Here is a 15,679-nt window from a genome sequence, read left to right on the forward strand (position 1 = left end):
CTTGATGAAATTGATGGAAATTTTTGAATAATCAATTTCATCGTCCGACAGGAACCCACTATTTTTTTAGGACGAACTAATACTTGAAATAGTTCAGTTTAGTTAAGGGAAGGGGGAAAAACTATGCAGCTTACAAGTACAACGGATTATGCTATCAGAATCGTATGTTATCTGGCAGCACAAAGGCAGATGATCTCTACATCAGAATTATCTCAGGAACTAAGAGTTCCATCCAGTTATATTCCAAAAATAACAAAAAAGTTAAAGCAAGCAGGAATCATAAAAGCCTGTGAAGGTACAAATGGTGGCTATATGCTGGCAAAACAACCGGAGAATATTTCTCTGATGAAAATTATATCGTGTGTAGAGGAAACAATGGCAATTAATCGTTGTTTGGAAGAAGATCGTTTTTGTTCCAGAAATTTAGAAGATACCTGCAAGATACATAAAATATTGTTGAGTTTGCAGAATACATACAATAATAAATTAGAGAGCGTAAAAGTTTCAGATGTTATCCGCCCTGGAGAAGATGAATATTTTGGACGATTTTATGTTGTGTTAAAACTGAACTTGAAGGATAAAAGCTACGAGTGTGTGTACTCACATATCCGTGAAGTGTATGAGAAAGTAAGAAATACAGAAAGCTATGAAGAGTTCATAAGCCAGTATGTAGAAAGATATGTGTATGTTTCTGATAAAAAAATGGTTCATGGTTTCTTATCAAGTGAAGGATTAGAAGAAAACCTGGTTGATGGATGTATGGAAAAAGATCTTCCATATCGCAGAATTACGGGAAAAGATAAGAATGAATATGTTTGGATGGAAGCAAAAAAATATATAGATGCAAATGAGAATACTGCAATTATTACATTACATAATGAGAAGATTGTCCAGAACACAGTTATAAGAATGGAACAGGAACTCGTAAAGAAAGAACAGGATTTGGCAAAGCAGTATTGGGATATGGTATCACTTTTAACTATTGTATTGAATCATAATCAGATAGTTGAATCAGGGTATCAAGATGATATCAGTTTCTATACGAAACAGGTATATCTTCAATTGCAGAAGAATTATCCGGAATACGGAATTACGGATGAAGAAATTGCTTCAGTAGCCCATTTGGCACCGATTCATGATATTGGAAAGATAAAAGTACCAATTGAAATTTTGAATAAAAATGGAAAGTTGACAGATGAAGAAATGAATGTAGTAAAACAACATCCATTAGTAGGTGCAGCGATGACCCAGAGATTCCCAGAGGGGATAACAACGGAAAAGCTGAACAAATATAGCTATGAAATATGCAGACACCACCATGAAAGATATGATGGATCAGGATATCCAGACGGTTTAAAAGGGAATGCGATTCCGATGTGCGCACAGGTCGTTGGGATTGTTGATGCTTACGATGCATTGATCAATGATCGTCCATACAAAAGAAAATATGGACCTGAAGAAGCAATACGGATGATTTCAAATGGTGAATGCGGAGCGTTTTCTAATCAGCTGATGCAATGCTTTCAGGAGGCAGCAAAGCAGCAAAACTGGTTAAAAAGGCAAAATTAAAGTAACAAATGAAGGCAAAAGATTAGAGGTTCAGATATGAAGAAAAAAAGAAGGATAGAGAACAGAATTATCGCAGTAATACTATGTATGGCTATCTTATTTTCTCAAGTGAATATTGCGGATGCAGCAGATCTGAATCCATCAGGTACTAACACGAGTCAAGTGGTCCTTTCTGATGAAACCAATATGAGCAATGATGAAGCATCAACCGAATCCACAGTTTCAGATGAAATAAATGGCACCATGGAATCCGAATCTAAGGTATCGGAGGAAACAAATGAAAACTCGAAGAATAACGAATCGGAATCTTCCGGTGAAAATGTTAAAGCGGAATCAACAGATAATATAGATGCTTATTATAAGGATAGTAAAATATGCATTTATAATTACGAGCAGTTAAAACAGATTGGTTCAGATGCTTATATTTACACAGGTGATAAGGATGGAAAGATTGGTTCTGGAGAAGTAGTAAAGAGTGAAGGCACAGAGCTGAAATACGGTGCAGATGCTCAGTACATTTTGATGAATGACATCCAGATGAACTCGGAACAGATGTGGTTAGTACCGGATTCATTTACCGGAACTATCACAGGTACGAAACTAGAAGAAAACGAAACACCAACGCTGTATGATAAGGAAACGGATACAATCTACATATACAATCCATATCAGTTAATGGTACTTGCACAGGAAGAATCTGAAACCGAACCAGTTATGTCGATGGATTATGATGCACCACAGTTTGGTATGGGACAGATGATTTATCCGGATGGAGAAGATCAGGAGTATCTGACATACAGCAAGACACATAAATATGTAATATCTGAAAAGTTCAGCTCAGATAAACCGGAGCTTCTTGCGGATCAAGTTACTACTGTATCTGATACCGAGGGGCGTGACTTTAAAGGTCAGGTTGTAAAAACAATTGGAGATAAGACTTATATTCTGATTGGAAATGAAGAACAGTTACGGGAAATTGGTTCTAAAGCTACTGTATATGGAGCGGTGTATCAAGCATATGAAGATGCTGCTTTGAAGTGGCATTTGGATACTGACTCTGATGGAAATCCAATTATGCTATATGGTGGAGATGCTGATTTGTCCAGTAGTCAGAATGGAAATAAAGATTATTCTTTAGGAGCGATTAGCGATACAGAAGCGAGTTTGGGAACACATAAAGCAAATATTCATGGCAAATGTGGAGTAAACCAGGCAACAGGAAAAATCGAACCGAATCTGGACATAGATAAAGCAAGTGGACAGACTTATTCGCCAACTGCCAATTATATTATTTTTCGAGATATTGACCTGTCAAGTGCAAACTGGACACCATTGATGTTTTCAGGAAATATGATCGGTGCAAAAGCAAATGGTCAGTCTACCTTGTGGCAAAATGACGCAAGTGTTACAGATTACAGTAAAGCAACAGAATTGTCAACGAATGTAAATCGACCAGTAATTTCCAATATTACTGTCAATCAGACAGGAAAAATGGATGGCACAAAATACATTGGAATTGGATTTTTTGCGACAGTGACAAATGAAGTCAATGTTGCCGACATTGGTGTCAGTGCAGGAACAGTTACTGTATCGAATATTGAATTGAACAATGTAAGTGTACAAAATAACTCTAACACACACAAGAATACACAGACGTTGATCAGTGGTTTGACAAGTAGTCTTGGGTGGCTGGTAGGTGGATTGGTTGATGTTCTTGTTGGGGCATTAACATTCGGACAGGTAAAATTAAATCTGCATGATACCTTATCAGCGCTTTTAAATGCAAGAGCCGAAGATCCTACGATTTATGCCACTGGCGCATTTGCCGGAAGAATTGTTGGAGATGTTGCAATCGAAAATTGTGATGTGACCGGAACTGTTCAGGTATCGAACATCAATGACCGGACGGGTGGATTTGTAGGATATACAGAAGGAGTTACACAGTACAGTGGTTTATCAAAAGTGTTAGGTGTAACAGTAGATGCTTTATCATCTCTGTTAAATGCAATTCCGGGTCTTGGACTTGGAGATTTGATTACTATTCTTTTGAAAAACGCATTGCCAGTAAGCAAGCTTATCCCAACCGGATATAAAAATGTAAATATCAGAAACTGTAGTGTAGAGGGATTGGCAGGAACTATCGGACAAAACGATAAGAGTTATATCGGTGGTTTTGTTGGACAACAGGTTGGAACGGACATTCAGAATTGTTCCGTAAAGAACAGCACTTATGCGATAACATCAAAAGAGTATGGTGGAGGTTTTTCCGGAATCTGTCGGGATGCAGATATTCAGGGAACATTGAGCGATGTAGGTATTGAACTGGTTCGTGTAACTCAGCCACAAAGTTTGCTTTTGAATTGCAATCTTACGGATAGTAATGTCACAGTAGAAGGCGAGAATTATCAGGGAGGAATTACCGGAGCACAGACGAATAGTTATGTCATTAACTGTGGAGCGACCGGAAGCATATCAGTCAAAGCAAGTGGAAATTATGCTGGTGGTGTTACCGGAATTGCAACAGTTGGATGGGTAACAAACCTTGGCAAAGATGAAGTGGCAAATACAAGTTTATTAAAGACAGTAGGAGATCTTCTGACAAAACTGTTATCCAGTAATCCGGATCAGGCAGGTATGCTGCTCTCCCTTGCAGGAATCGCTCCATCGGCAATTCTTGGATGTAATATGAATTGCCAGATGATATCAGTAGAAGCCGGTAAAAGTTATGCTGGAGGAATTCTTGGAGGTGGAGATGGCGTTTATCTTGCAGAATCCAGTGCCGATTATCTAAATAAACTGTCCTATTGGAAATACGGAGCTTTGGATACAGGAAATGTATCACAAAGAGAAAATATGTTAAATGGACTGGAGAGTGTAAAAGCAGGAGAACATCGTGTCGGAGGAGTTGCAGGAAGTGTAACAACTGCAAGTGTAACTGGTCTTTTAAATAACACATTAGGAGTTGGAAGCTTTCTGGGATTTACAGTACATAGTGTTACAGTAACGGGCGTGGATGCCGGGTATGCAGTAACAGCAACCGGTAATTATGCCGGAGGTGCTTTGGGAGAAGCGATTGGCGGCGATGTACAGAGTGTTACGCTACACCAGTTAAAGTCAGTGACAGCTAAAAACCGATGTGGAGGTTTTGTAGGCTGTGCTGGACCGGGTGATCTTGCCGGGGCAAATGGATTGACAGTGAATCTGTTAGGACTGAATCATTTATTAAATGTCAGCAATCTCCTGTCTGTTGCAGAAGGAATCCGGGTAAAAATCACAGATGCTCATGTTGATGGAATTACGGGCGGATTTACGGTACAGGCAAAAGGAAGTAATGCTGATGGAGAATCGGTTGATTATGTAGCTGGAGGATTTATTGGAAAGAGTAATAGTTGCGAAATCAGTCAGTCAGATGTAAAGAATTTAAAAGAAGTGACAGCAAATGACACAGATGGAAATGCTGGAGGTTTTATAGGAACATCTTCAACAGGTGGACTTGCTGATGTAGCAGATGAGACAGAGATAAAAGCTTTGATCAGTGCGAATGGATTATTAAATGCAGTGAAGTATTTAATCCCTTCCTATACACAATGTACAGTCAGTTATGTGTCTGGTGGTGGAGTAACTGCTGATACAGCCGGAGGATTTGCTGGGAGTTTTCAAAGTGGAACTGTAAACAATCAGGCAGCAGGCGAGGGCAATTATTACAGCGTATACAATCTGGATCATGTCAACGGACAGTCCTATGCCGGAGGATTTGGTGGAAATGTTTATTCTGGAGCACTGGCTCAGGCAGGAAAAGGAATTAGTATTCTTGGAAGTATCAACGGGCTGAATATTAACATCGGAGATCTGGTAAATCTGATCAATGCATATATTCCGTATGTTCAATATGCAGGAATACAATCAAAAGAAGGATTTACCGTTACCGCAAATACGATAAAAGCAGCTGACAGTAATTCCGGAAGTGCCGGAGGATTTATCGGATATGGAAGCGGTGTACAGGTAAGCACCTGTGATGTATCGAACCTGAAACATACAACTGTAACCACACCGAAAAATTTGGAAGATACAGATGGTTCCAGCTACTTTAATACAAAGCAGAGTGCATATGCAGTAACCGGTGCAAGATATGCCGGAGGATACATTGGCTATATGGATATCGGTTCGGCTGCATCAGTTGGAAAAGGCTTGAGTGTTCTTGGAACAGCAATCGGAATCAACGATGTACTGGATGCATTAAATGTTGTGGTTTCAACGGTAGAACATTCCAATGTTACTGGAAATACCGGAGGCTTTGCGGTTATAGCATCTACAAAGAATACAGAGTCAGATGCAAGTGCAGATGATGTACTTGGAGATGCCGGAGGATTTGCCGGAAAGATATCAGGTGGACACATACAGGATTCAAATTCTTATAATTTCTCATATGTGATCGGGCAGATTACTTCGGGCGGTTATGTTGGAGATCTGGAACCAGGAAATGTTGCCAGCGTTCTCGGAGATGCCAGCATTTTGAATGGACTTGTCAGTGTGAAAGATAGTCTTGCATCCGTTGCACAAGATTTTGTACCGACAATCCGGAATAGTTCTACTACATGTATTCCATGTGGTGGCGCAGTAAGAGCAGAAGCAGAATCCACGAAATCTGTTCAGCGGGGATTAGCCGGTGGTTATGCAGGACATAACGAAGGCGGTCATATCTGGGGAAACAATACTAAGAACTGGAAAGGAAACAAATATACAGGACCGACAAGTACCTGTGAAGCAGTTCGTATCCGTTCAGTCTATGGTGCAGAAATTGCCGGTGGATTTACCGGATTGATGGAAGCAGCCGATACCGCAAGTGCAGGCAATCTTTCCCTTTTGTGGGGACTGGTTAAGGCAGACAATATTCTGGGAGCATTGAGTATTGTATACCCGACAGAAGAAAATACAGCCGTATATGGTCCACTTGCCAAGATGGATTACAAGACTTGGAATTCATGGGTGGAGCATGTAGGAAAATACGGTGGCTATGGAAGTGACCTTGCGAAAAATGGAACGGTGGAAAATCAGGAAGCTTTAGATGCAATTTTAAGTAAATATGCTTATGGCTATCAAGTTGTCGCAGGAAGAAGCCAGTATCGGGATGAAACAACATTAGCCAATGGAGGAGCAGCTGGAGGTTATGTTGGTTCTATGAAGACGGGCACCATTACCAACGGAAATGCTTATCAGACAAAAGCAGTAAAGGGATTACGTTGCGCTGGAGGATTTGCCGGAGAGATGGTAAACGGAGGAGCAGCGAACCTTGGAGGAGTCAATATCCTCGGATTAAAATTAGAACTGGGACAGATGCTGAATGTACTGGATGTGTTTGTACCCGTCATTAAGCAGTCTTCCGTGGAGGGATATCAAAGTGGTCTGTCTGTTCAGTCGAATGGAACAGATACCAGAAAAACATGCGGATATGCCGGTGGATATATCGGACGCATGATCGGTGGACAAATCTGGGGAGCTGATACAGCAACTGTCTGTCAGGTCAGCAAACTGCGACGTGTAGATGGAACCAGTTATGTAGGAGGATTTGTAGGAAGTTCCAAACCGGGAAGCGTTGCTTCTGTTAATACGACTGCGGGAGAAGACTTATTAAGTAAATTGCTGAATAGTCTGATCAGTGCACCAGCAGATTTAATTAAAGTTTTGGATGCGACAGTTTCCACCATCCGATATGCAGATGTAAATGCCTGGGATGATTGGGGAATCATCGTAAATGGTGCTTATGCGGATGGCAGTAAAAATACAGCCTATGCAACAGCCGCCGGAGGATTTGCCGGAAGCCTTTCTGGAACAGTATTGGGAAAGAAAGATACCGAAGGTTCAGGACCGGTAGTAAATGGCATTCGATCTGTAGTTGCCGGAGAATATGCCGGTGGATGTTTTGGAATTGCTGATGTGGATGCAGGCGTTTCCGTATCCGCAGACGGCGAAACATCAGTTCTCGGATATCTGTTAAAACTGGGACAGCTTGATGTGTTAGATGCATTTCGGACTTATGTATATTACGGAAGCGTAAGTGGAAGTAATGACGATGGATTAAGTGTATCAGCATTGAAAGCAGTGAAATCCGGACAAAACAATCAGGTAACTTACAGTGGAAATGCCGGAGGATTTGGCGGTGCATTATTAAACAGTACAGTGAAAAACAGTACAGTGGTAGCTCTTAGTAATGTAACCGGACCAAACAGTGTCGGTGGTTTCATTGGTTATTCTGGTAAGAGTGGCGTAGTAGATGTCAACAAATTAAATGTTCTGGGCGATAATATGGGACAGCTTTTAGGCGGTGCACTAGGTGTTTTGGACGTTTTTGGCTCTCATATTGATGACAGCATGGTAACTGGTATTGATGGCGGTTATACCGTACAGAGTACTGGAGGAGAAGAACAGATTGCCGGAGGATTTATCGGATATGCGAATCTGGCTCGAATGGCAGGTTGTAATGCCGGAGATCAGAAGGAGCAGACACATGGATTGAAACAGGTCGCATCCGGTGGAACAGCCGGAGGATTTGCCGGAAGAACGAGTTTTGCTTATCTGGCAGATGTAAAACTGGATTCCACAGTTGTAAAAGCAGTGGTTACGATTTTAAATCAACTTGTGAAAGCATTGTATCTGGATAAGATACAGGAGTCGGATTTATTAAATATCAATCTTGGTATTATCAAAGTACAGGCTCTATGTGAAGGAAATCTGCTTCATGTGAATTTGCTGGGACTTGATATTTCCGTGGCTCTGGTAAAACAGTCGGCAGAAAATAAGCAGGAAACCGATTTTGCAGTGATTACAATCGGAGATTCTACCATCAAGTTGCCATGCAACAGTGATGGAATTATTGATAAAGACAATGATTTAGAGTCTACCATTAGTATCAACTTAATCAAGGCAAACCGGACGAAGATTACAGACAGTAATGTCTATGGTATTTCTACAGGATATGATGTCTATGCCGGTGGTGCCGGAAATAACAATGACGGTGGTACAAAAGACGGACAAAGTGGTGGCTTTGTTGGATTCAACGATGAAGGACTTTTGAAGAACAACAACATGTACTACTGTGATGTGGTTCGTGGAACAAAAGATCTTGTTGGACCATTTAGCGGAAAGAGTAAGTTGGATTCTGTATATGAAGCTAACACACAGGAGAAGGTGGAAGGCGAGAATAATAATTACCGTATTTACAGAAAGCTGGATGTAGCGCTGGATCAAATCAAAAAGGGTTCAGACAAGCTGAATCTAAGCTATGAAAAAGATACTTCCAGTGGATGGGATATTTACACGCTGGGTCATATGAATTCGATAAAAAGCTATGAAACTTTGCAAAATGCAAAGCTGACAGATGATACTTCGTCTACGACAGCAGAGCTTAAAGCATATGAATCACCAGCAAAAGCAGTATTGATGGCAGATACTAAAACAACATTGAACACAGGAGAAAGTGATACTCCGGAGCCATCCGAGTCACAGGATCCATGTGATGAACATATCAAGCTGACAATCAATAAAGTTTGGAAGGATCTAAACAATCTGGATAAAAAACGTCCAGATAACATTAAGGTAACAATATCTCGTACCTGGACAGACAGCAATCAACAGGAACAGACAAAAATTGTTCCGGGATACGAGAGTTACACAATAAATGGTTCTGAGAAAAAATCTACATGGCAGGAGGTGATCAAAGGCTTGCCTGCATATCAGACAGATGAAGATGGAACCATTCATTATTACACCTATTCCGTTACAGAAACGGAAGTAACTGGTTATACAACAACGATAGATAAATCGCAAGATGGATTTACCTTCACAATAACTAATAGACATTTCCCAGGTCTTCCGGATACCGGAGGATACGGAAGCTATTTGATTTACCTGATAGCTGTTCTGCTTTTCCTGGTATATTTCATAATGAGATATAAAAAATGCAAGGAAAATAAAAAAGCAGAAAAACTATAAAAGAAAAATTCTCAAGAAAAGGAGACAATTGTTATGAAGAGAATGAAAAGAATCATGGCATTAATGCTGGCAGCGATTATGATGATGGCTATGTCTGTCACAGCATTTGCCGCAGGAGGAGCAACAGGAGAACACACACTTACAGTTAATGTAAAATCAACAGAACCAGCACAGGATTTGAAAGGTCAGACAATTAATCTGTACAAATTATTTGATGTGACAGAGTCTGGTACAACAGAATCAAAGAACTATGCATATACAGTGAATACTGAAACTGGTTATAAAGATGCAATTAAATCAGCCCTTGGAACATCATTTTCGGGAACAACAGATGAGGAGTATGCAGCAGCTGTTTTAGCTCTTAAAGATACAGAAGGTGCAGTACAGAAGTTTGCAAATGATTTTACTGCAGAGGCACTGACAAAGAATTTATCAGCTACAGCAAATTCTGGAAAAATCGCAGAAGAAAACAAAACATCTTATACATTTAATAATTTAGCAGCTGGTTACTATCTTGTATATGTAACAGGTGGAAAAGAGATTCAGTCTTCTTTAGTTACAGTAGATGCAGATACAAATACTGTAAACTTAAAAACAGAAGCACCAAGCATTACTAAAACAGCAGACAAAGAGACAGTAAGCATCGGACAGGTAGTGAAATATACAGTAACAGGTTCTATCCCGGATACAACAGGATATGCAGAGTATGTATATAAAATCCACGATGAATTATCAACAGGTCTTGATTTTGTAAATGATGCAGCAGGAACAGCTCTTGAAGAAGGTGCTACAACAGTTACTGTAGCAGTAGCATTTGGAAAAGGAAGTACAGATGCAAGCACAGCACCTACAACAGCAACACTTGATTCAACAAACAAGAAAAAAATGTCTCTTGACTTATCTGAATGGGTAAGAGCTAATCAGACAAACAAAGGAAAAGAATTTACAGTTACATATTATGCAAAAGTAAATAAAGACGCAGTTGTAACAGAAAAGAATAATGCTAAGTTAGAGTACGGAAACAATCCAACTGATACAACAACTACAACACCAAGTGAAGCAAAGACACCGACCTATCCGTTAGATATCTTAAAAACTAAAAAAGATAGTACTGTAAAGCTAGATGGTGCAAAGTTTAGTCTTTACACAACAGAAGCTGATGCAAAAAATGGAACAAATCCTATTAAGGTTACAGGAAGCAATGGAAATTATGTCGTAGATTCAACCTCTGCTACTACAGAATTTGAATCAGTTGAAAATATTGAGGGAAAAGGTTACAACCTCCGTGTCAATGGTCTTGCAGAAGGAACATACTATTTAGTAGAGACAAAGGCACCAGACGGATTCAATAAGTTGACAGCACCAGTCGTAATTAAAATCACAAAGAGCACAGATACAGATGTAAATAATTGGACTATTTCCAAAGATGGAACAGTTGAAACTGATAAAATCATCGACATCGAAAACAGCACAGGTTCCCTTCTTCCATCCACTGGTGGACGTGGAGCAATTGCATTTGCTGTAATCGCAGCTCTTCTTGTATTTGGTGTAGCAGTAAGCTTCATCCGTGACAAAAGAAAAGAAGCATAATAATTTTACTAGAGACATAAGATAATATTTAAGGGACGAGCGGTTATCTTCCACGGAAGGTAACCGCAATTCCAAGTATAACAACAGGGAGAATGGAATGAAGAGTAAGAAGAAAAAAAAGAAGATAACAATAAAAGATATTATTCGTCTGATCGTGCTTTTGGTTGCATTCTCCGTATTGTTATATCCAACGTTTAGTAGTTACTTGAATGAAAAGAATGGTTCCAAAGTTGTATCCTATTATGATGAGGAAAGCGTAAAGTTAAGTAAGGCAGAAAAAGAGCAAATGCTGGAAGATGCGAGAGTATACAATAAGGAAATGCTGGGAAATATTGATTTGATTGATCCATTTTCGCAGGAAGATGTGGAAATAGATGCTCGCTATGAGAGCCTGTTAAACGTAGATGGTTCTGGAATGATGGGATACATTCGTATTCCTAAGATTAATGTAGAACTTCCAATCTATCATGGAACAAGTGAAGCTGTGTTACAGGCAGGTGTCGGACATTTTTGGGGTACATCTCTTCCAGTTGGTGGAGAAAGTACACATACAGTTCTGACCGGACATAGAGGTCTTCCGACAAAAACACTATTTACCAATATGGATAAACTGGAAGTAGGGGATATTTTTTACATTAAAGTCTTAGATGAAACCCTGGCATATCAGATTGATCAGATATTAACGGTTTTGCCACAAGAGACAGATAGCTTGTCCATTGAACCTGGTAAGGATTATGCAACACTTGTTACTTGTACACCATTTGCAATCAACACACATAGACTTTTAGTTCGTGGAGAGAGAATACCTTATGAAGAGGCAACAAAGCAAGAGCCTGATACAAATATAAAACCAGAGTTATCTTTTACTGCTAAAGTGCTGATTGTAACAATTATAGTAATTTTTATAGGGTTGATGATAGCTGTAATTTATAGTATACGAGATAGAAAAAGGAGGAAAGTAAGGTGAGAAAGAAGATAAGAAGTATTCACATTATTTTATTCGTTATGCTTTTTCTTGTCGGTAATTTTATAGATATTTCAACAATCCATACTGAAGCAGGAAGCAGAACAGGAAGCATTCAAATTATTTACAAGGGAAGAAATAGCTCAGATAAAGAAGTGACTCTTTCCGGAGCAAAGTTCTCGATATTTCCAATTCAATATATGAAAAATGATGAGCCGATCTGGGAAGATGGTTTTAAAGATTCGGGTATATCGTTACAAGATACCAGTGCAGAATCAAGAGAAAAACAAGCAAAACAATTGTTTGCATTTGCGAAAGAAAATAATATTTCCGGATTAATGCAAGAAACAGATACTTCGGGACGCACGAGTTTTGGAGAATTGGATGAAGGAATTTACCTGCTTGCACAGATTGGAAATGTAGAAAGTGGTACAGATAAATTTGAATCCGCTCCATTCCTTGTTAATATTCCATCTGAAATCAATGGGAATGTAGAATATAATGTAACGATAGAACCAAAAGCTGAATGGGTTTCACCAGAAACACCACCGAACAATCCAGATAAGCCTAAGGATCCGACACCTTCAAAACCGGATAAGCCCAATCCTATTCAGAAAATAATAAATACGGTAAAAACCGGAGATACAACAAATATAGTTGCATGGTTTTTAATAGCGATTGTTAGTCTTGGTTTGATTGTAGGACTCTATAAAAAGAGAAAAATGAAGTAGCTATTATTTAAAGAAAACTGATCCATTGCGGTGGAATCAGTTTTCTTGTGTTATATGGTTTAAAACCTTTCAGACATTAATGTTGAAGTGGTGGTGCAACGGTACGAGAGATATCGTTGTTTGATATTTGAGGAGCATTAAGCAGTGCTGTGAAATTCTGTCTGATGATATCCAGTGTCTTTTGTTTTTTCTGTAATTCCTGTATTTGTATAAGCAGAGAGCTGAAAAGATAAGTGGACAACTGGATGAACTCAAACGAAAAATAGAAGATGCGGAGAATAGCAAAAAGCTTCTTGAACAAAATGAACTTTCTGATAAAATAAAACTAAAAGATTTCTTGGGAATTCAGAAGTTTATTATCTTGGACGCGTGAATGCGACCTGGCAGGTAAAGGAATTCGTTATGCCGAATACGGATAAGACAGCAGTGGAGATCGAATTGGTTCTGGATACACCGGTGAGAGAAGATATTTATGAATATATTGTAAATGGATAAAACGAAAACACTTTAACACTACTATACAATAGGAGATAACTACCATGAAAACAATCAGAGTCGTTGCAGCAATCATTCTTGCTGACAATAAAATATTTGCAACCCAGCGAGGTTATGGAGAATTTAAAGACGGCTGGGAATTCCCCGGTGGAAAGATCGAACCAGATGAAACGCCAGAACATGCCATCATAAGGGAAATTAAAGAGGAATTAGATACGGAAATCGAAGTCATTCAGTTACTTGACACCGTAGAATATGACTATCCAAAATTCCACCTATCAATGGATTGTTTTATCTGTAATGTAAAATCCGGCGATCTGATCCTAAAAGAGCATGAAGCTGCCAAATGGCTCACCAAAGAGACTCTTTACAGCGTAGACTGGCTTCCGGCAGATCAGGCGCTGATTGGAAAGATTGAAAAATATTTAGAGGAGCATGCTTAATTATGCCATTACAAATCGTCAGAAATGATATCACAAAAATGCCCGTAGACGCCATTGTCAATGCCGCGAATTCTTCCCTGCTCGGCGGCGGTGGAGTGGATGGCTGCATTCACCGTGCAGCAGGGTCAAAGCTTTTAACGGAATGTCGCACATTAGGCGGCTGTCAGACCGGAGATGCAAAGATTACAAACGCCTATGATCTGCCTTGCAATTATGTCATTCACGCAGTAGGTCCTATATGGAGAGGCGGACAGTTTCATGAGCGGGAGCTGCTTACTTCCTGCTATGAAAAATCCCTGGCGCTTGCGAAAGAAAAACATTGTGAAACCATAGCATTTCCACTGATTTCTTCCGGAATTTACGGCTATCCGAAAGCTCAGGCGCTGAAGGTTGCAATCGACGCGATCAGCGCATTTCTTATGGAAAATGATATGACGATATACATCGTCATTTTTGATAAAGCAGCTTATCGGATCAGCAGCAAACTGTTTTCTGATATTGCATCTTATATCGATGATCATTATGTAGAAACACACATTAACAAAACATCCGAAGTAATGAGGCGCCAGAAGCAGTTCCAGGAAATGGATCTCTGTGAAAGCATATCTTTACCAGAGCCATCAAATGTACCGTTAAGTAAGGCTGCAACTTTGGAAGATGCCTTGCAGCAAATGGATGAAAGCTTTTCTGAAATGCTGCTTCGGAAGATTGATGAAAGTGGAATGACCGATTCTCAGTGTTATAAGAAAGCCAATATTGACCGGAAATTATTTTCCAAGATTAAAAATGACAAGTACTACAAACCATCCAAACCGACCGTTCTTGCATTTGCGCTGGCACTTGAGCTTCCGCTTCCGGAAATTCAGGATATGCTGATGAAAGCAGGATTTGCCCTGTCTCATTCCAGCAAATTTGACGTAATCGTTGAATATTTTATTTTGAAGCAAAATTATAGTATTTACGAAATCAATGAAGCACTCTTTGCCTTTGATCAAAGTCTGATTGGAGGCTAAGAAGAAAATAATTTTGCACACAGCGTTATTCGCCTGATATGATTCTGTAGAAATTTTCTGATCCATAAAAAGTGTCGCTTTTCATGCGACCATTTCCCCTGAAAATGGCAGTATCCTATAGTTACAAACAAAATAAGCCATTACTTAGGAGGAAATTTAGTATGAGAAAAAATCTGACAGAAGTTGTATTTATTTTAGATCGCAGCGGATCCATGAGCGGACTGGAAAAGGACACCATAGGCGGCTTCAATTCTATGATTGAAAAGCAGAAAAGAGAGGCAGGGCAGGCGCTGATTTCTACCGTGCTTTTTAACAATAACAGTAAAGTCCTTTATGACAGAGTAGAGGTGCAGAAGATTCCCTCTATGACAGAAGACGATTATTCTGTGTACGGCTGTACGGCTCTCCTGGATGCGATCGGCGGTGCTATCCATCACATTGGAAATGTCCACAAATATGCGCGCACGGAAGATGTACCGGAGCATACCGTTTTTATCATCATGACAGATGGTATGGAAAATGCAAGCCATATGTACAGCAATGATAAAGTAAAGCAGATGATCGAACGACAAAAAGAAAAATATGGATGGAAATTTCTCTTTCTTGGCGCAAATATTGATGCGATTGAAACAGCCAGTCATTTTGGAATTGACGCAGATAAAGCTGCCAATTATCAATGTGACTGTGAAGGAACTGCATTGAATTATGAAGTATTAAATGATGCCATATCTGCTGTTCGGTGCAATGCAGCGCTTGATTCTAGTTGGAAAAAGCGGATTGATAAAGATTACAAAAAACGCGGGCAACATAGCCGCGTAGATTGATGAAATCGAGTAGGAGGCGGTGACTAACCGCCGTCCTCTCACACCACCGTGCGTACCGTTC

At 39.7% G+C, this 15,679-nt stretch carries 8 protein-coding genes and 1 pseudogene; all 9 read left to right on the plus strand.

Annotated elements, in window-relative coordinates; genetic code table 11:
- The first annotated feature begins 123 nt into the window (after positions 1-123).
- Positions 124-1,569, plus strand: a complete 1,446-nt coding sequence (locus tag PGW42_RS15400; protein WP_270235171.1) for an Rrf2 family transcriptional regulator — start codon at positions 124-126, stop codon at positions 1,567-1,569.
- Positions 1,570-1,605: 36 nt separating this feature from the next.
- Positions 1,606-9,558, plus strand: coding sequence for a Cna B-type domain-containing protein (locus tag PGW42_RS15405; RefSeq protein ID WP_270204052.1), 7,953 nt, complete (start codon positions 1,606-1,608; stop codon positions 9,556-9,558).
- A 33-nt stretch (positions 9,559-9,591) separates the two neighbouring features.
- Positions 9,592-11,148, plus strand: a complete 1,557-nt coding sequence (locus tag PGW42_RS15410; protein WP_270204053.1) for a SpaH/EbpB family LPXTG-anchored major pilin — start codon at positions 9,592-9,594, stop codon at positions 11,146-11,148.
- Between the two features lie 97 nt (positions 11,149-11,245).
- Entirely contained in the window at positions 11,246-12,115 is an 870-nt protein-coding gene (locus tag PGW42_RS15415) for a class C sortase (protein ID WP_270204054.1), read from the plus strand.
- Complete coding sequence (locus PGW42_RS15420; RefSeq protein WP_270204055.1) at positions 12,112-12,843, plus strand: hypothetical protein; 732 nt, start codon at positions 12,112-12,114, stop codon at positions 12,841-12,843. The genes PGW42_RS15415 and PGW42_RS15420 overlap by 4 nt, the downstream gene beginning before the upstream one ends.
- 342 nt (positions 12,844-13,185) lie before the next feature.
- Positions 13,186-13,338 (plus strand): annotated as a pseudogene (locus PGW42_RS16190) (DUF3427 domain-containing protein); the annotation flags it as partial.
- 44 nt (positions 13,339-13,382) lie between these two features.
- Entirely contained in the window at positions 13,383-13,781 is a 399-nt protein-coding gene (locus PGW42_RS15430) for a (deoxy)nucleoside triphosphate pyrophosphohydrolase (RefSeq protein WP_055297572.1), read from the plus strand.
- Positions 13,782-13,783: 2 nt separating this feature from the next.
- Positions 13,784-14,794, plus strand: a complete 1,011-nt coding sequence (locus PGW42_RS15435) for an O-acetyl-ADP-ribose deacetylase (protein ID WP_270204056.1) — start codon at positions 13,784-13,786, stop codon at positions 14,792-14,794.
- A 161-nt stretch (positions 14,795-14,955) separates the two neighbouring features.
- Positions 14,956-15,618: a vWA domain-containing protein gene (locus PGW42_RS15440; protein WP_270204057.1), complete on the plus strand. Its 663-nt coding sequence runs from the start codon at positions 14,956-14,958 to the stop codon at positions 15,616-15,618.
- Positions 15,619-15,679: the final 61 nt, after the last annotated feature.

It is taken from the genome of Coprococcus sp. TM115-187 (genome assembly GCF_027679115.1).
GTDB classification, from domain to species: domain Bacteria; phylum Bacillota; class Clostridia; order Lachnospirales; family Lachnospiraceae; genus Allocoprococcus; species Allocoprococcus comes.